The organism is Sphingomonas dokdonensis (assembly GCF_002197685.1).
GTDB lineage: Bacteria > Pseudomonadota > Alphaproteobacteria > Sphingomonadales > Sphingomonadaceae > Sphingomonas > Sphingomonas dokdonensis.
Window position 1 is genome coordinate 654164 of sequence record NZ_NBBI01000002.1, and the last position, 18135, is coordinate 672298.

Genomic DNA, 18135 nt, shown 5'->3' on the forward strand with positions numbered 1-18135 from the left:
ACCAAGAGAGACACCATGCCCAAGCGCACCGACATCTCCTCCATCCTCGTCATCGGCGCCGGGCCGATCGTGATCGGTCAGGCGTGCGAGTTCGATTATTCGGGCACGCAGGCGATCAAGGCGCTCAAGGAAGAGGGGTATCGCATCGTCCTGGTCAATTCGAACCCGGCGACGATCATGACCGATCCCGAGCTGGCCGACGCCACCTATGTCGAGCCGATCACGCCCGAGATCGTCGCCAAGATCATCGAAAAGGAGCGGCCCGACGCCGTCCTGCCAACGATGGGCGGGCAGACGGCGCTCAACACCGCACTGGCGCTGTTCCACGACGGCACGCTGGAGAAGTTCGGCGTCACCATGATCGGCGCCGATGCGGAGGCGATCGACAAGGCGGAGGACCGGCTGAAGTTCCGCAATGCGATGGACAAGATCGGTCTGGAAAGCGCCAGATCCGCCGTTGCGCATACCGAGGCCGAGGCACTGGAGGCGCTGGAGAAGACCGGGCTTCCCGCGATCATCCGCCCCAGCTTCACGCTTGGCGGGACCGGCGGCGGTGTCGCGTACAATCGCGAGGAGTTTATCGAGATCGTCCGCAAGGGGCTGGACGCGTCGCCGACCACTGAGGTGCTGATCGAGGAATCGCTGCTCGGCTGGAAGGAATATGAGATGGAGGTGGTCCGCGACCGTGCGGACAATTGCATCATCATCTGCTCGATCGAGAACATCGATCCGATGGGCGTCCACACCGGCGATTCCATCACCGTCGCGCCGGCGCTCACGCTGACCGACAAGGAATATCAGATCATGCGCAACGCCAGCATTGCGGTGCTGCGCGAAATCGGTGTGGAAACAGGTGGTTCGAACGTACAGTTCGCGGTCAATCCGAAGGACGGCCGCCTGATCGTAATCGAGATGAACCCGCGCGTGTCGCGCTCCTCGGCGCTCGCCTCCAAGGCCACCGGCTTCCCGATCGCCAAGGTCGCGGCGAAGCTGGCGGTGGGCTACACGCTCGACGAGATCGAGAACGACATCACGGGCGCGACGCCCGCGAGCTTCGAGCCGACGATCGACTATGTCGTTACCAAAATCCCGCGCTTCGCCTTTGAAAAGTTCAAGGGCGCCGAGGCGGTGCTCTCGACCGCGATGAAGAGCGTCGGCGAAGTCATGGCGATCGGGCGCAATATCCACGAATCGATGCAGAAGGCGCTGCGCGGCCTTGAGACCGGCCTCAGCGGTTTCGACCGTGTCGAGCGGCTGGTCGGCGCACCGCGTGCCGAGATCGAGGCGGCGCTTGCCGTGGCTTCGCCTGATCGCCTGCTGGTCGCCGCCCAGGCGCTGCGCGAAGGCTTCACCGTTGCCGAGGTGCACGCGATCGCCAAATACGATCCCTGGTTCCTTGAGCGCATCGAGGAGATCGTGCGCGCGGAGGAAGAGGTCTGCCGCAACGGCCTGCCGATCGACGCGGCCGGCATGCGCCGCCTGAAGGCAATGGGGTTCAGCGACAAGCGGCTTGCCTGGCTGGCGCTTCAGTCCGCCAATTTGCGGGGCATGCGTCGCGGCATCGCGCAAGGATCGGGCCTGATCCACGAGGCGGTGAAGGCGATGACCGGCGGCGTCACCGAACAGGAGGTGCGCGAGCACCGCGTGAAGCTTGGCGTGCGTCCCGTCTTCAAGCGCATCGATACCTGCGCGGCCGAGTTCGATGCCAAGACGCCGTATATGTATTCGACCTACGAGGCGCCGACCTTTGGCGAGCCCGAGAATGAGGCGATGCCGTCGGATCGTCGCAAGATCGTGATCCTGGGTGGCGGGCCGAACCGGATCGGGCAGGGGATCGAGTTCGATTACTGCTGCTGCCACGCCTGCTTCGCGCTGGCCGATGCCGGGTTCGAGACGATCATGGTCAATTGCAACCCGGAGACGGTGTCGACCGACTATGACACGTCGGACCGCCTGTATTTCGAGCCGCTGACGGCGGAGGACGTGCTGGAAATCCTGCATGTCGAACAGTCCAGGGGTGAACTCGTCGGGGTGATCGTCCAGTTCGGCGGACAGACGCCGCTGAACCTCGCACGGGCGATCGAAGCCGCGGGGATCCCGATCCTCGGCACCTCGCCCTCCGCGATCGATCTGGCGGAGGATCGTGAGCAGTTCGCCGCCCTGGTCGACAAGCTGCGCCTGCTTCAGCCCAACAACGGCATCGCGCGCAGCCGCGACGAGGCGCTGAACGTGGCCGAACGGGTTGGCTATCCCGTGCTGATGCGTCCAAGCTTCGTGTTGGGCGGCCGCGCGATGGAGATCGTCGACGGCCCGGCGCAGCTCGACGATTACATCCAGACGGCGGTGCAGGTGTCCGGCGATGCGCCCGTCCTGATCGACCAGTATCTGCGCGACGCGATCGAGGTGGACGTCGACGCCATCTGTGACGGCGATGATGTGGTGGTCGCCGGCGTGCTGCAGCATATCGAGGAGGCGGGCGTCCACTCGGGTGACAGCGCCTGCTCCATCCCACCCTATTCGCTGCCGCCTGAGATCGTGGCGGAGATCGAGCGGCAGACTGAGGCGCTGGCACGCGGCCTCGACGTGCGCGGCCTGATGAACATCCAGTTCGCGGTTAAGGACGACAAGGTCTATCTGATCGAGGTGAACCCGCGCGCCAGCCGCACGGTGCCGTTCGTCGCCAAGGCGATCGGCGCACCCATCGCCAAGATCGCGGCGCGCGTGATGGCCGGCGAGAAGCTGAAGAACCTGCCGCAGATCGACCGGAGCATTGATTATTTTGCGGTCAAAGAGGCGGTGTTCCCGTTCAACCGCTTTCCCGGCATCGATCCCGTGCTTTCTCCCGAGATGAAGTCGACGGGCGAAGTGATGGGCATCGACCGCGATTTCACCACCGCCTTTGCGAAGTCGCAGCTGGGTGCCGGCACCGTCCTGCCGCGCGAAGGCGCGGTGTTCGTCAGCGTGAAGGACGAGGACAAGGCGTCAATCACCGCGGCGGTGCGCGAGCTTTCGGAGGCCGGCTTCACCATCGTAGCGACGGGCGGCACGGCCGATCACCTGGAGCGCGCCGGTATTCCGGTCGAATTGGTCAACAAGGTTGCGCAGGGGCGGCCGCATATCGTGGACCGGATCAAGGACGGCGACATCGCGCTGATCTTCAATACGACAGAGGGATGGCAGAGCCTGAAGGACTCGCAGCCGATCCGCGCGTCGGCTGTGAATCAGAAAATTCCGTATTTCACGACCGCGCAGGCCAGCATCCAGGCGGCAAAAGCGATCACTTCGGCGTCGCAGAACCTTGAAGTGCGTCCGCTACAGGCCTATTATTCGCAGTCGCACAACTGATCCCACATTCTGTTTGAGGTGCGGAGCGGCCACCAGCGGGGCGCTCGGGGACGGGTTTATTGAAGGGTAACGCGCGATGGCGACCGTCGAAAAGATGCCGATGTTGCAGGAAGGCCATGACAAGCTGACGGCTGACCTGAAACGGCTGAAGATCGAGCGGCCGCAGATCGTTGACGCGATCGAGGAGGCGCGCGCTCACGGCGACCTGTCCGAAAACGCCGAATATCACGCGGCGAAGGAGCGGCAGGGGCAGATCGAGGCATCGATCGCCGACATCGAGGACAAGCTGTCGCGGGCGCAGATCATCGATCCGCGCGACCTGTCGGGCGACAAGGTGGTGTTCGGCGCCACTGTCACTCTGCTCGACGAAGACGACAAGCCTGTGAAGTATCAGATCGTCGGCCAGACCGAGGCGGACGCGAAGACCGGCCGGATCAGCTACAATTCGCCGATGGGCCGCGCGCTGATCGGCCGCAGCGTCGACGACGAGGTCGAGGTGTCGGTGCCGGCAGGCGACCGTTATTATCTGGTGTCCAAGATCGAGTTCATCTGACCGCGGCAGCCTCGTCCGGACGTGTCGTTCAGACGAGGCTGTCGGGGGCGAGGCCATGCGACGTATTGAGTAGCAGTGGCGGAATTCAGCGTGCCGCGAGCCCGTTCCATTCGATACGCGGCGGTTGTTCGTCCTGGTTTGTGGCCCGATGTTTTGTTTCGAGGCGCCATCAACGCTCTCTTGGCGCCAGCCAGAGGCCAAGTGGGAAGCCTTGATTGCAGTCGTCGCATGCGCCTGAGTTGCGCCGCAATCTGTTTTCGTCCTGCATCGGGGATGCGGATCAACAGGACTAACCCCGCCTAGACCCGATACCATCAGCTCCGGCGCGACCGCAGCTATGTATTTGGTTCCGCGGGAGTCCGCGCTCGGAGCTCGGCGGAGCTCCCTGCTTTTGCCGCTTGCCGGCTAGTTAGATTGCGCGTGCGCTTTCGACGCAGCGATCGGACCAAAAAATGCCGGGACGAGCCCGGCATGACGAGATAGAAATTTAGATCGCGCTTTTGAGCAGGTCCGGCTCGAGCAAGCGGTGCAAGTGCACCACCACGTATTTCATCTCGGCATCGTCCACCGTCCGCTGTGCAGCACCGCGCCACGCCTTTTCGGCGGAGGCGTAATCCGGGAACACGCCGACGATGTCGATGGACTTGAGATCGGTGAAGTCCAGCGTGCGGGGATCGGCAACCCGGCCGCCGAAGACGAGATGTAGCTTGCTCATGGCGCGCTCCCTTATCGCCTTCGAGGCTAGGTTTGAACCCTTCAGTTACGCCAGTTCAGGCGCCCGTCTTGATCTGCTCGCGACCGGCCTCGGCGGCGGCGTTGCCGACGTTGGACGCAGCGGAGGCGACGCCCTGAAGCAGTGATTTCGCCTGCTCGCGCGCGCCGTCCTTCGTCAGGCCACGATCCGCAAGCTCACCCTTGCCTGTCTCTTTCGCGGCGGCAAAAGCTGCCATCGCAGCCATGCCGACCTTTTTTCCAACCGGCGCAAGCAGTTCTTTCTCACGCTCGCTGCGCGGCACCAGCGCGCCGACGATGGCACCAAGCGCGATCCCGCCTGCCAACACGCTGAGCGGGTTACTTTCAACGAAGTCACCGGTCTGATGCGCGGCGTCGCGCAGCGCTTCACGGGAGGTTTCGGCCGTTTCGCCAGCGCGATTCACGGCGCTCTCATAAGCGTGGCTTGCCCGGTCGCGCAGCGAGTCGTGCTGATCATGGCCGGGCGTCTTGGTCGAAGTCTCGTTGCGAGCGTCGGTCATTTGCTTTTCCTCTCGGCCGATTGCGGCCAGTCACCTGGAATGGAACGCGCTAGCTGCGCGTCGGTTTCGGCCTTCAGCCGGCGCTTGCTGGCAAAAGCGGCGGCGATCCGGCGGCGGGCGAGCCAGGCAAGCGCAACCGTCACACCCCAGACGACGCGCTCGGGATGTGCCCGGGCCGACCGAATGCCGGTGCGCAATGCGCGCTCGCTGCTGTCCTGCAGATTGTCCATCGCATCACGTGCGACAACTCGCGGATCGAGCCGGGCCTGAAGCGTAGACGCGCTTTGACTGAGGCGCTGGCGCGCCGCCTCTGCTCGCGCCTGTGCGCGTGCGACGGTTGCTGCCTGCGGATCCGCGCTCAAGAATCTGCCTTTCGGGAAAGCTGCGCCTTGCCCATGAGGCCGAGTACTGCGGCGATCGTCAGCACGCCCAGAACAACGGCGAGTGTCGCAAGGCCAGGCCCGACCAACGTGGCCAAGGTCATGATCGCGCCGACGAGACATGCGATCAGTGCCGCGAGGGCCAGAACGCCAGCGGCGCCGAAGTACACGGCGGCCCATTTGTAGCGGGTCACCGCAAACAGCGCGCGTGCCTTGACCAATGCGACTTCAGCCTGGGCCGCTTCCCGTGCGTCCCCGGCAAGCTGCGACACAAGCTGGCCGATGCCGGGCTCCTCCGCGCCGGCTCTTTCCAGCAGCATCGATGTTACGCCTTGTCGCGGTTATCGAGTCCAGCAGACACGAGGCGCGCCGCCGCAAAGCCGATGGCGGCTGCGATGCCGAGCGCCGCCGTCGGGCTCTTGCGGACCAGTTCGCGCGCATCGTCGAGCAGTTGGTCGACCGTGCGATCGTTTAGCGCGGAGGAGAAGCCCTGCACCTGATCGGCTGCGCTGCGCGCGTACTGGCCGTATTGCTCGCCAAGCTTTTCATCTACCTGGCCAGCCGCATCGTTCAGCATCGCCACGATCTGATCGAGCGCCCCGGTTGCTTTCGCCTTGCCCTGATCAGCCGCGGTGCGCGCCCGATCGCCTGCTTCGCTTTTCAGCTTCACAATCCCGTCGCTGATCGCCTGACGCGGCGAGCCGGAGATCGAACCGTCGCTGTTCGTGCTGCCGCTCTGCGATTGCGCCGTGTTGGTGGACGGGCTCGCAATAGAATCGCCATTGGCGGTGCCGGCAGTCTTCAGCGGATCGACCGGCTGAAAAGCGTCCTTGGGGGCGTAGGGATCAGTGCCGGTGGACGTGACGTCCTGATCGGTCATTGGCTTGGTCGTGTCGTCGGCCATGGGAAATCCTTCCTGTATCGCTCGGAGAACCCCGTGGCGCCGGCCGAGGTTCCATCCTGAATTGCCGCGGCGTGCACGGCTCGTTATCGGGCAGGGCGAACCAATCCTCGCCATCGTAGAAGGATCGTTACGTGACCGCAATCATCGACCTGCAAGGCCGCCAGATCATTGACAGCCGGGGCAACCCCACGGTGGAAGTTGACGTGTTCCTGGAGGACGGCAGTTTCGGTCGTGCGGCGGTGCCCTCCGGCGCGTCGACCGGCGCGCACGAGGCGGTCGAGAAGCGCGACGGCGACAAGAGCCGCTGGATGGGCAAGGGCGTCGACAACGCGGTGGAGGCGGTCAACGGCGAGATCGCCGACACTATCCGCGGTCTGGAAGCCGAGGACCAGATCGAGATTGACGCCGCGCTGATCGAACTCGATGGCACGGAGAACAAAGGACGGTTGGGCGCCAACGCGATCCTTGGCGTCAGCCTGGCCGTGGCGAAGGCGGCTGCCGACGCTCGTGGGCTGCCGCTCTATCGCTATGTCGGCGGTGTCGGTGCGCATGTGCTGCCGGTGCCGATGATGAACATCATCAATGGCGGCGAACATGCTGACAATCCGATCGATTTCCAGGAGTTCATGATCATGCCCGTGGGTGCACAGAGCATCCTGGAGGCGGTGCGCTGCGGCTCGGAAATCTTCCACACGCTGAAGAAGGGGTTGCACGAGAAGGGTTTGGCGACCGCGGTGGGTGACGAGGGTGGCTTCGCGCCAAACCTTGCCAGCACCACCGATGCGCTCGACTTCATCATGGAGTCGATCGAGAAGGCGGGCTATACGCCGGGCGACGACGTCATGCTGGCGCTCGACTGCGCCGCAACCGAATTCTTCAAGGATGGCAAGTACGTCATCTCCGGTGAAGGGCTGACGCTGGAGCCGGGCGCGATGGCGGATTACCTGGCCGATCTCGTGGCGCGCTATCCGATCCTGTCGATCGAGGACGGCATGGCCGAGGACGATTTCGATGGCTGGAAGGCGCTGACCGACAAGGTCGGCGGGAAGGTACAGCTGGTCGGCGACGATTTGTTCGTGACCAATCCGTCTCGGCTGCGCGACGGCATTTCGCGCGGGCTCGCCAATTCGCTGCTGGTGAAGGTCAATCAGATCGGCACGCTGACCGAGACGCTGGAGGCGATCCGAGTGGCGGAGCGCGCTGGCTACACCGCCGTCATGAGCCACCGGTCGGGTGAGACGGAGGACTCGACGATCGCGGATCTGGCGGTCGCCACCAACTGCGGTCAGATCAAGACCGGGAGCCTTGCGCGCTCCGATCGGCTTGCCAAGTACAACCAGCTCATCCGCATCGAAGAAGAGCTTGGCACGGTGGCCGCTTATGCCGGTCGCGACGTGCTACGTTCGCGCTAAAAGCGCTTGAAAATAGGCGGGCTTTCGGCGACATCACGTTTGTCATGCGCCGGAAGCCATCCTCCTTTTCTGCAGTCCTGAAACGTGCTGCGTGGCCGGCTGCGGCGCTGCTGGTGATGGCGTTCTTCGGCGGCTATGCGGTGCTCGGCACCAATGGGCTGCTCGCCTATGGCGATTACAAGCGGCAGGTGGCCAAGCGCGAGCATCGGTTTGCCGTGCTGGATCAGAAGCGCGAGCTGTTGCGCAATCGCGTTGCGCTGCTCGATCCGCGGCATGCCAATCCTGACATGGTCGATGAGCTGGTGCGCCGCGAACTGAATGTTGCGCATCCTGATGAAGTGATCGTCCCACTCAATTAGCGGCTCGTCTGCCGGGCTAGCCTTTGGCTGCGGCCAAGCCCGCCGCGGCCTCGCGACATGATCTCCTGTATTGCTTGTACGGCGATCGACGTTGCCCGACTGCCCCGCGCGCTTTATCGCGGTGCGGGTATCTCGAGGGGGCGTTCATTGAAGACCATGTTGCTTGCCGCTGCTGCGGTTCTCGCTGCTGTTCCTGCCGCGGCGGAGACGGTGGTCGTTACCGCCGCACGGATGCTTGACGTCGAAAGCGGGCGGATCGTGGAGCAGCCGGTGATCACCGTCACCGACGGGCGGATCACTGCGGTAGGTGGGACGGCGCCGGCGGGTGCGGCGCGGCTCGATCTGGGTGACGTGACGCTCGTGCCCGGGCTGATCGACATGCATGTGCATCTCGACAGCACGCCGCTGTACGGCGGCTATACCGGCCTGCAGTTCACCGACAGCTTCTGGGCGGTGCAAGGCGTTGGCAACGCCGCGGCGATGCTGCGCGCTGGCTTTACGACGGTGCGCAACGTCGGGTCGGAGAATTACAACGATGTCGCCTACAAGCAGGCGATCGATGAGGGGCTCATGATCGGGCCGCGCATCGTGCCGGCGGCGCATGCGCTCGGCGCCACGGGTGGGCATTGCGACAGCACCTTCTTTCCGCCGTCCTTCGATCAGCATGGCAAGGCGATCGGCGACACCCCGGACGAGTTGCGCTTCCGTGTGCGCGAGCAGCGCAAATACGGGGCGGAGGTGATCAAGGTGTGCGCAACGGGCGGCGTGTTCAGCCGGAACACCGAGCCGGGTCAGCAGCAGCTCTCGGAGGCGGAACTGAAGGGCATTGCGGACGAGGCGCATCAATGGGGGCTGAAGACTGCGGCGCACGCGCATGGTGCCGCGGGGATCAAGGCGGCGATCCGCGCCGGGATCGATACGATCGAGCATGCCAGCCTGATCGACGACGAGGGCATCCGGCTCGCCAAGGAGCGCGGCGCATACCTGTCGATGGACATCTACAACACCGAATATACGCAGGCAGAAGGCGCCAAAAACGGCGTGTTGGAGGATAATCTTCGCAAGGATCGTGAAGTGGCGCAGATCCAGCGCGACAATTTCCGCAAGGCCAATGCCGCGGGCGTGAAGATGGTGTTCGGCACCGATGCCGGCGTGATGCCGCACAAGGACGCCGCCAAGCAGTTCCGCGTCATGGTTCAATATGGGATGACCCCACTGCAGGCGATCCGCGCGGCGACGCTAACCGCAGCGGAGGCGCTCGGCCGCAGCAAGGACGTCGGCGTGATCAAAGTGGGTCACTTCGGGGATATGGTGGCCGTTTCCGGCAACCCGCTGGCCGACGTCACGGTGCTGGAGCGGCCCGTTGCCGTGATCAAAGGCGGTGCGCGGGTCGAGTGAACCAGATGTGATCGCAACGGTTCATCGGCGTGAAGGAGTGCGCCGATGACCGATGACGATCGCGAGCAGGTCTACAAGGACTTCAACGAGGCGGTGAATATGCCGCCGGCCGAGATCGAGAAGTTTCTCAATACCGACGAGTCCAAGGAGGTTGGCTGGAAGGGCAAGGATGGCAACGGCGATGGCGAAAGCGTCGGCCATGCTTCAGGCCGGCGGATCGTGGAGATCAAGCGTACCAAGAAGGCCGACCTGACCGACGACGATTATGCGCACATGAAGAAGGTGGTCGGCTACGTGCACCGTCACATGGCGCAGGGCGGTCCGGAGGACGACAAGGAGCATAGCGCGTGGCGCTATTCGCTCATGAACTGGGGCCACGACCCGCTGAAGAAGTGACGCCCTGAAGAAGTGGCGTCCGTGCCGCTTTGTGGTTAACGGCGGCGGCCTGACACATGGGGAGTGGTGGGCGATGCGGGGTTGGCGACTGATCGGCGGAATGGCGGCGGCGGCGATGCTTATGGGTGCCGCGCCCGACGACCCCGACTTCGGCCCAAACCTCGAACGCTTCACCTACCCCTGGCCGGTGCAGACCATGACGGTGGACGTGGTGGGCGAGCCCGCCAGCATGGCCTTTATGGACATTGCCGCGGAGCGTCCGAACGGCCGCACGGTCGTGCTGCTGCATGGCAAGAACTTCTGCGGCGCGACTTGGGCGTCGAGCGCGCGGGCGCTGGTGAAGGCAGGCTATCGCGTGATCGTCCCCGACCAGATCGGCTTCTGCAAATCTTCGAAGCCGCGCGCGGCGCAGTACAGCCTCGCCATGCTGGCCAACAACACGCGCCGGCTGCTGGCCTCGCGCGGGGTGAGCCGCGCGACGATCGTCGGGCACTCGATGGGCGGCATGCTGGCGATGCGCTACGCCATCATGTTCCCCGATGCGGTGGACCGGCTGGTGCTGGTCAATCCACTGGGGCTGATCGACCGGTCGGAGGAGGGCGTGCCGTATAACGATGTCGACTCGCTGTGGGCGAATGAGCGCAAGACCAGCTATGCCTCGATCAAGGCGTATCAGCAGGCGAACTATTACCACGGCACGTGGAAGCCGTCCTACGATCGCTGGGTCTGGATGCAGACGGGGATGTATGCCGGGCAGGGGCGGGCGATCGTGTCGCTGGCGCAGGCCAAGACGAGCGAGATGATCCGCACCCAGCCGGTGGCGCATGAGCTGTACCGCCTGAAAGCGCCCACGACCGTCATCGTCGGGACGCTGGATCGTACCGCGTTCGGGCGCGGACAGGCGTCGGCATCGCTGCAGCAATTCCTGAAGGCCATTCCGCAGATCGCGCCGGACGCGGTGCGCAAGATGCCCAAGGGCAATCTGGTGCGGCTGGACGGGCTGGGCCATTCGCCGCAGGTCGAGGATCCGGCACGATTCGAAAAGCTGCTGCTGGAGACGCTTGGCTGACGACCGCCGCGCCGCGCGCGCCCGCTGCCGCTGATTGACGCGGGCGGCCCCCATGCGTATAGCCGCGCCCGTTCGTGCCGGGTCTGACTCGTCATGGGCAAGCTTGAACATTGCTGGATGCTTAGAGGACCCGGGTGGCTTTATGCGGCCGCCCCATGGTCCTTTTCGTATTCCAAGTGCTGTCAGGGCTCCAGCAAAGTAACCTATACGAAAGGTGAAGGCTTCAATGCCGACGATCAACCAGCTGGTCCGCAAGGGCCGCGACCCGCAGAAGGCCAAGAGCAAGGTCCCTGCGATGGAGCAGAACCCGCAGAAGCGCGGCGTCTGCACCCGTGTTTACACGACGACCCCGAAGAAGCCGAACTCGGCATTGCGCAAGGTGGCCAAGGTTCGCCTGACCAACCAGCGCGAAGTCATCAGCTACATTCCGGGTGAAGGCCACAACCTGCAGGAGCACTCGGTGGTGCTGATCCGCGGCGGCCGTGTGCGCGACCTTCCGGGCGTGCGCTACCACGTGCTGCGCGGCGTGCTCGATACGCAGGGCGTCAAGGACCGTCGCCAGTCCCGTTCCAAGTACGGCGCAAAGCGTCCGAAGTAAGCCGGTCGACACTATTGTTCGACCAACACGGCTGAAGTTTAGAAGGAAGATATCAGATGGCACGTCGTCGTCGTCCCGAGAAGCGGGAAATCCTGCCTGATCCCGTTTACGGGGATGAGGTTCTGTCCAAGTTCATGAATTCGGTGATGCTGGACGGCAAGAAGTCCGTCGCCGAGGGCATCGTCTATTCGGCGCTCACCACCGTCGAGACCCGCGCCAAGCGTGATCCGCTGGGCGTGTTTCATGACGCGCTGAACAACATCAAGCCGGGCATTGAGGTCCGCAGCCGCCGCGTCGGCGGTGCGACCTACCAGGTGCCGGTCGAGGTTCGTCCGGAGCGTGCGCAGGCGCTTGCGATCCGCTGGCTGATCGCCGCGGCGCGCGGCCGCAGCGAGAACACCATGGATGCGCGTCTGTCGGGCGAGCTGCTCGACGCGTCGAACAACCGCGGCAACGCGGTGAAGAAGCGCGAAGACACGCACCGCATGGCCGAAGCGAACCGCGCCTTCAGCCACTATCGCTGGTAATGGCCGTGGCTTCCGTCTTGGAAGCGCAACGCACGTGAACTATATCGTGGGGAGCCGGCCATGGGCCTGCTCCCCACATCGCTAAGGAAAGCCCGACCATGGCCCGCAGCCATCCGCTCGAACTCTATCGCAACATCGGCATCATGGCGCACATCGACGCCGGCAAGACGACGACGACCGAGCGCATCCTTTATTACACCGGCAAGTCCTACAAGATCGGCGAAGTGCACGAAGGCACCGCGACGATGGATTGGATGGAGCAGGAGCAGGAGCGCGGCATCACCATCACCTCCGCAGCCACCACCTGCAAGTGGAAGGCTGAGGAAGGGAAGGGTCCCGAGCACCTCATCAACATCATCGACACCCCGGGTCACGTCGACTTCACTATCGAGGTGGAGCGCAGCTTGCGCGTGCTCGACGGCGCGGTTGCATGCTTCGACGGCGTTGCTGGCGTTGAGCCGCAGTCCGAGACCGTGTGGCGTCAGGCCGACAAGTACGGCGTGCCGCGCATGTGCTTCGTCAACAAGCTCGACCGTACCGGCGCTGATTTCTACTTCTGCGTGCAGTCGATCATCGATCGCCTGGGTGCGAAGCCCGCCGTGCTGTATCTCCCGATCGGCATGGAAGGCGGCTTCAAGGGCTTGGTCGACCTGGTCGAGAACCGCGCCATCATCTGGCTCGAAGAGTCGCTGGGCGCGAAGTTCGAATATCAGGCGATCCCCGACGACATGGCGGAGAAGGCGGCGAAGTATCGCAGCGACCTGATCGAGCTTGCCGTCGAGCAGGACGACGACGCGATGGAAGCGTATCTCGAGGGCAACGAGCCTGACGCGGCGACGCTGAAGAAGCTGATCCGCAAGGGCACGCTCAACATGTCGTTCGTGCCGGTCGTTTGCGGCTCGGCGTTCAAGAACAAGGGCGTGCAGCCGCTGCTCGACGCCGTGGTCGACTTCCTGCCGAGCCCGCTCGACGTGCCGGCGATCAAGGGCGTGAAGCTCGACGGCGAGACGCCGGACGAGCGCCCGTCCTCGGACGAGGCACCGTTCTCGGCGCTGGCGTTCAAGATCATGAACGATCCCTTCGTCGGCTCGCTGACCTTTGCGCGCATCTATTCGGGCGTGCTCACCAAGGGCGGCTACCTGAACTCGGTGAAGGACAAGAAGGAAAAGATCGGCCGTATGCTCCTGATGCACGCGAACTCGCGTGAGGACATCGAGGAAGCGCGTGCGGGCGATATCGTCGCGATCGCGGGCCTCAAGGAGACCACGACGGGCGATACCCTCTGCGATCCGGCGCACCCGATCATCCTGGAGCGCATGGAGTTTCCGGAGCCGGTGATCGAGCTGTCGGTGGAGCCGAAGACCAAGGCGGACCAGGAAAAGATGGGCATCGCGCTCAATCGCCTCGCTGCCGAGGATCCCTCGTTCCGCGTATCGACCGATCACGAATCGGGTCAGACGATCATCAAGGGGATGGGCGAGCTTCACCTCGAGATCCTCGTCGATCGCATGAAGCGCGAGTTCAAGGTCGAGGCAAACGTCGGTGCGCCGCAGGTGGCGTATCGCGAATACCTCAAGAAGAAGGTCGATATCGACTACACGCACAAGAAGCAGTCGGGCGGCTCTGGCCAGTTCGGCCGCGTGAAGGCGACGCTCGTCCCCGGCGAGCGTGGGTCGGGCTACCAGTTCTTCGACGAGATCAAGGGCGGCAACATTCCGCGCGAATACATCCCGTCGGTGGAAAAGGGCTTCAAGGAGACGGCGGAAACCGGTCACCTTATCGGCTTCCCGATCATCGACTTCGAGGTTCACCTGACGGACGGCGCGTACCACGACGTCGACTCGTCGGCACTGGCCTTCGAAATCTGTGCCCGCGGCGCCATGCGCGAAGCGGCGGCAAAGGCAGGCATCACCCTGCTCGAGCCGGTGATGAAGGTCGAGGTCGTGACGCCGGAGGATTACCTCGGCGACGTGATCGGCGACATGAACTCGCGTCGTGGCCAGATCCAGGGCACCGATACGCGCGGCAATGCGCAGGCGGTGACGGCAATGGTGCCGCTCGCGAACATGTTCGGCTACGTGAACCAGCTGCGCTCGTTCACCCAGGGCCGCGCGAGCTACTCCATGCAGTTCTCGCACTATGATGAAGTGCCGCAGAATGTGGCCGACGAAGTGAAGGCCAAGATGGCCTAAGTGCTTTCCCGCCACTCGGCAGGCCCGTGTGGCGGGAGAGGGTTTGCGAAACAGAGATTCAGTCGTTATGGGGCCGCGTTCACGACGAGTCCTCGTGCGGCTCCAGTGGAAATCCAGAAGGTAGGACAACAATGGCTAAGGCTAAGTTTGAGCGGAACAAGCCGCACCTGAACATCGGCACCATCGGTCACGTCGACCATGGCAAGACCTCGCTGACCGCAGCGATCACGAAGGTTCTCTCGGAAGAGGGCCTGTCGGAGAAGGTCGATTTCGAGAACATCGACAAGGCACCGGAAGAGCGCGCCCGCGGCATCACCATCTCGACCGCGCACGTCGAGTATGAGACGGCCAACCGTCACTATGCGCACGTCGACTGCCCCGGTCACGCCGACTATGTGAAGAACATGATCACCGGCGCGGCGCAGATGGACGGCGCGATCCTGGTGGTCTCGGCTACCGACGGCCCGATGCCGCAGACCCGCGAGCACATCCTGCTCGCCCGTCAGGTCGGCGTGCCGGCGATGGTCGTGTTCATGAACAAGGTCGATCTGGTGGACGACGAGGAAATCCTCGAGCTGGTCGAGCTGGAAGTTCGCGAGCTGCTGTCGTCGTACGAGTTCCCGGGCGACGATATTCCGATCATCAAGGGTTCGGCGACCGCCGCGCTGTCGGGTTCGGACGAAAAGCTCGGCAAGGCAGCCGTTCTCGAGCTGATGCAGGCCGTTGACGACTACATCCCGCAGCCCGAGCGTCCGCTCGACAAGCCGTTCATGATGCCGATCGAAGACGTGTTCTCGATCTCGGGTCGTGGTACGGTGGTCACGGGCCGCGTCGAGACCGGCATCATCAAGGTTGGTGAGGAAGTCGAGATCGTCGGCATCCACCCGGAAGTCCGCAAGACGACCGTCACGGGCGTCGAGATGTTCCGCAAGCTGCTCGACCAGGGCCAGGCTGGCGACAACGTCGGCGCGCTGATCCGCGGCGTCGCTCGCGACGAGGTGGAGCGTGGCCAGGTGCTCTGCAAGCCGGGCTCGATCAAGCCGCACACCGACTTCGCGTCGGAAGTGTACGTGCTGTCGAAGGAAGAGGGTGGCCGTCACACGCCGTTCTTCGCCAACTATCGTCCGCAGTTCTACTTCCGTACCACGGACGTGACCGGCACCGTCGAGCTGCCTGAGGGCACCGAGATGGTGATGCCGGGCGACAACGTCGCTCTGGGCATCAAGCTGATCGCGCCGATCGCCATGGACGTGGGCCAGCGCTTCACGATCCGTGAGGGCGGCCGTACCGTCGGCGCCGGTGTCGTCAGCGGCATCACCAAGTAAGATCTTTTCCTAAGATCTAAGCGGTTCGCCGCAAAGCTGCCGCCCGGCACGCCATTTGGTGTGCCGGGCGGTTGCCTTTTTATGAGAGCGCGGTTATTGGCCGCGCCTCGCAAGTTTCACGAACAGCAAGAGCCGCGATCACGCGGCCCGCTCTTTCGCATCGGTAGGGATTATGGACAGCAACATCCGCATTCGCCTGAAGGCGTTCGACCATCGTGTGCTCGACCAGGCGACCGGCGACATCGCCGACACCGCCAGACGTACCGGTGCCCTGATTCGCGGTCCGATCCCGCTTCCGACGCGTATCGAGAAGTTCACGGTCAACCGTGGCCCGCACGTCGACAAGAAGAGCCGCGAGCAGTTCGAGGTGCGCACCTACAAGCGCATGCTCGACATCGTGCAGCCGACCCCGCAGACCGTCGACGCGCTGATGAAGCTTGACCTCGCGGCGGGCGTTGACGTCGAGATCAAGCTGGCGTAATGGCCAGCATCCCGCGGTTGACGTGAGTCCCGCGGGTTTGTCGTTTCCGCAGGTTCGGGAACGGTTAGGACCCAGCAAGGGCACCTAAAGCAAGAGATACCGCCAGCTGCCTTGGTGGCTGGGACAGCGTCTCCCGTCTGCTTCCTTCGGGAAGCGATCAGCCCGGGACGGGGGCGCGCTTCGCATATTCCGGGCTGGAAAAGCGATCGGTCCTTCCAGGATCGGTCACAAGCACCTTGGGGATGGGCCTCAGGGTGCCTCTGTTGAGGAGCTACGGATCATGCGTACCGGCGTGATCGCGAAGAAGATGGGCATGACCCGCCTGTTCCAGGATGATGGCCGCCACGTGCCGGTCACCGTCCTGCAGCTGGAAGGGCTTCAGGTCGTCTCTCGCCGCGAAACAGAACGTGACGGCTACACCGCCGTCCAGCTTGGTGCAGGCGTCGCCAAGGCAAAGAATGTCGCCAAGCCGCAGCGCGGCCACTTCGGCAAGTCCGAAGTTGAGCCCAAGGCGGTCGTCCACGAATTCCGCGTCACCGAGGACAATCTCCTCGACGTCGGCGCCGAAATCTCGGCCGATCACTTTGTTGCCGGCCAGTTCGTCGACATCCAGGGTCGTACCCAGGGTAAGGGTTTTGCCGGCGCCATGAAGCGCTGGAACTTCGGCGGTCTGCGTGCGACCCACGGCGTGTCGGTTTCGCACCGTTCGCATGGTTCGACCGGTAACCGTCAGGATCCGGGTCGCGTCTTCAAGAACAAGAAGATGGCCGGCCACATGGGTGACAAGAACCGCACCCAGCAGAACCTCGAGATCGTCGGTACCGACGTCGAGCGCGGTCTCATCTTCGTCAAGGGCTCGGTCCCTGGCTCGAAGGGTGGCTGGCTGTTCGTCAAGGACGCCGTGAAGCTGAAGCCGCATGCCGACGCGCCGCGTCCGGCTGGCCTGAAGGCTGCCAATAGCAACAACGCAGCGGCTGCTCCGGCACCCGAAGCGACCGACGGCCAGGAGGGCTGAACGTGAAGGTCAAGGTTTCCTCCTTCGCCGGGAACAATGCGGCGGACGTCGAGCTGTCGGACGAGGTCTTCGGCCTCGAGCCGCGCGCCGACATCCTGCACCGCGTCGTTACCTGGCAGCTCGAGAAGCGTCGCGGCACCGCCCGCGGGACGCGCGAGCGCGCGGATGTCGCCCGTTCGGGCAAGAAGCTCGGTCGCCAAAAGGGCGGCGGTGTCGCTCGTCACGGCGATCGCCGGGCTCCCGTCTTCATCGGCGGTGGTAAGGCGCACGGCGCCCGCGTCCGCGACTTCAACCCGGGCCTTAACAAGAAGGTTCGCGCGCTTGGTCTCAAGATGGCGCTGTCGAGCCATGCCAAGGCCGGTTCGCTGATCGTGCTCGACGGCTTCGAAGTCGAGAAGACCAAGGAGCTCAAGGGGCACTTCGCGACGCTCAACGTCGGCAAGCGCACGCTTGTGATCGACGGCGACACCGCAGAGGGCTTCCGCGCCGGCTACAACCTGCCGGGCGTGGATCTGCTCCCGGCGGTTGGCGCGAACGTCTATGACATCATCAAGGCCGATACGCTGGTGCTGACCCGCGCGGCGGTCGAGAAGCTGGAGGCGCGCTTCAATGGCTAAGCAGCAGCAGAAGGCGATCGACAACCGTCATTATGACGTGATCGTCGCGCCGCACATCACCGAGAAGTCGACCCTTCTCTCCGAGCAGAACGCCGTGGTGTTCAAGGTCGCGCCGGGCGCGTCCAAGCCGGAGATCAAGGCGGCGGTTGAAGCGATCTTCGACGTCAGTGTCGTTGGCGTGAACACCATCGTCCAGAAGGGCAAGACCAAGCGCTGGAAGGGCAAGCCCTATTTCCGGTCGGACATGAAGAAGGCGATCGTCACGCTCAAGGACGGGCAGTCGATCGACGTCACCGAGGGGGCCAAGTAAG

The 18135-nt window shown here is 63.9% G+C and carries 20 protein-coding genes; 15 read left to right on the forward strand and 5 right to left on the reverse strand.

What is annotated here, in order from left to right:
* The first annotated feature begins 15 nt into the window (after positions 1–15).
* Both carB and greA read left to right on the forward strand, forming a co-directional pair.
* On the forward strand, positions 16–3345 hold the full coding sequence (carB, locus tag SPDO_RS07955) for a carbamoyl-phosphate synthase large subunit (protein ID WP_088366909.1): 3330 nt from the start codon (positions 16–18) through the stop codon (positions 3343–3345).
* A gap of 76 nt (positions 3346–3421) precedes the next feature.
* On the forward strand, positions 3422–3898 hold the full coding sequence (gene greA, locus SPDO_RS07960) for a transcription elongation factor GreA (protein WP_088366910.1): 477 nt from the start codon (positions 3422–3424) through the stop codon (positions 3896–3898).
* Between the two features lie 487 nt (positions 3899–4385).
* Here the strand turns inward: greA and SPDO_RS07965 are convergent, their stop codons facing one another.
* Genes SPDO_RS07965 through SPDO_RS07985 form a run of 5 tightly spaced genes read right to left on the reverse strand, consistent with a single transcriptional unit; the run spans position 4386 to position 6435 of the window.
* Positions 4386–4613 (reverse strand): DUF4170 domain-containing protein, encoded by a 228-nt coding sequence (locus tag SPDO_RS07965; RefSeq protein WP_088366911.1) that lies wholly within the window; start codon positions 4611–4613, stop codon positions 4386–4388.
* Between the two features lie 55 nt (positions 4614–4668).
* Positions 4669–5151, reverse strand: a complete 483-nt coding sequence (locus SPDO_RS07970; protein ID WP_088366912.1) for a DUF883 family protein — start codon at positions 5149–5151, stop codon at positions 4669–4671.
* Positions 5148–5513, reverse strand: coding sequence for a hypothetical protein (locus SPDO_RS17050; RefSeq protein WP_211280015.1), 366 nt, complete (start codon positions 5511–5513; stop codon positions 5148–5150). The genes SPDO_RS07970 and SPDO_RS17050 overlap by 4 nt, the downstream gene beginning before the upstream one ends.
* Positions 5510–5851, reverse strand: a complete 342-nt coding sequence (locus SPDO_RS07980; RefSeq protein ID WP_088366914.1) for a phage holin family protein — start codon at positions 5849–5851, stop codon at positions 5510–5512. The genes SPDO_RS17050 and SPDO_RS07980 overlap by 4 nt, the downstream gene beginning before the upstream one ends.
* Positions 5852–5856: 5 nt before the next feature.
* On the reverse strand, positions 5857–6435 hold the full coding sequence (locus SPDO_RS07985; RefSeq protein ID WP_245829284.1) for a hypothetical protein: 579 nt from the start codon (positions 6433–6435) through the stop codon (positions 5857–5859).
* A 131-nt stretch (positions 6436–6566) separates the two neighbouring features.
* On the opposite strand from SPDO_RS07985, the gene eno reads away from it, so the two are divergent.
* From eno to SPDO_RS08050, 13 genes are all read left to right on the forward strand, one after another.
* Positions 6567–7847, forward strand: coding sequence for a phosphopyruvate hydratase (eno, locus tag SPDO_RS07990; RefSeq protein ID WP_088366915.1), 1281 nt, complete (start codon positions 6567–6569; stop codon positions 7845–7847).
* A gap of 44 nt (positions 7848–7891) precedes the next feature.
* Positions 7892–8206: an FtsB family cell division protein gene (locus SPDO_RS07995; RefSeq protein ID WP_245829286.1), complete on the forward strand. Its 315-nt coding sequence runs from the start codon at positions 7892–7894 to the stop codon at positions 8204–8206.
* A gap of 147 nt (positions 8207–8353) precedes the next feature.
* Positions 8354–9604: a Xaa-Pro dipeptidase gene (locus SPDO_RS08000; protein WP_425441937.1), complete on the forward strand. Its 1251-nt coding sequence runs from the start codon at positions 8354–8356 to the stop codon at positions 9602–9604.
* 45 nt (positions 9605–9649) lie between these two features.
* Positions 9650–10000 carry a DUF3140 domain-containing protein gene (locus tag SPDO_RS08005; RefSeq protein ID WP_088366916.1) on the forward strand — a complete coding sequence of 117 codons (351 nt, stop codon included), beginning with the start codon at positions 9650–9652 and terminating at the stop codon, positions 9998–10000.
* Between the two features lie 73 nt (positions 10001–10073).
* The gene (locus SPDO_RS08010) at positions 10074–11069 is read left to right on the forward strand and encodes an alpha/beta fold hydrolase (protein WP_088366917.1); all 996 of its coding nucleotides are present in this window, start codon (positions 10074–10076) and stop codon (positions 11067–11069) included.
* Between the two features lie 226 nt (positions 11070–11295).
* Positions 11296–11667 carry a 30S ribosomal protein S12 gene (rpsL, locus tag SPDO_RS08015; protein ID WP_019516007.1) on the forward strand — a complete coding sequence of 124 codons (372 nt, stop codon included), beginning with the start codon at positions 11296–11298 and terminating at the stop codon, positions 11665–11667.
* 56 nt (positions 11668–11723) lie between these two features.
* Entirely contained in the window at positions 11724–12194 is a 471-nt protein-coding gene (gene rpsG, locus SPDO_RS08020) for a 30S ribosomal protein S7 (protein ID WP_066776806.1), read from the forward strand.
* Positions 12195–12292: 98 nt separating this feature from the next.
* On the forward strand, positions 12293–14386 hold the full coding sequence (gene fusA / locus SPDO_RS08025; RefSeq protein WP_088366918.1) for an elongation factor G: 2094 nt from the start codon (positions 12293–12295) through the stop codon (positions 14384–14386).
* A gap of 131 nt (positions 14387–14517) precedes the next feature.
* Positions 14518–15711, forward strand: coding sequence for an elongation factor Tu (gene tuf, locus SPDO_RS08030; RefSeq protein ID WP_088366919.1), 1194 nt, complete (start codon positions 14518–14520; stop codon positions 15709–15711).
* Positions 15712–15883: 172 nt separating this feature from the next.
* Entirely contained in the window at positions 15884–16192 is a 309-nt protein-coding gene (rpsJ, locus tag SPDO_RS08035; RefSeq protein WP_066776796.1) for a 30S ribosomal protein S10, read from the forward strand.
* A gap of 280 nt (positions 16193–16472) precedes the next feature.
* Positions 16473–17207, forward strand: coding sequence for a 50S ribosomal protein L3 (gene rplC / locus SPDO_RS08040; protein WP_088366920.1), 735 nt, complete (start codon positions 16473–16475; stop codon positions 17205–17207).
* A gap of 2 nt (positions 17208–17209) precedes the next feature.
* Positions 17210–17824 (forward strand): 50S ribosomal protein L4, encoded by a 615-nt coding sequence (rplD, locus tag SPDO_RS08045; RefSeq protein WP_088366921.1) that lies wholly within the window; start codon positions 17210–17212, stop codon positions 17822–17824.
* A complete protein-coding gene (locus SPDO_RS08050) occupies positions 17817–18134 on the forward strand; it encodes a 50S ribosomal protein L23 (RefSeq protein WP_088366922.1) in 318 nt (105 codons plus the stop codon). Before rplD ends, SPDO_RS08050 begins: the two co-directional genes overlap by 8 nt.
* Position 18135: the final 1 nt, after the last annotated feature.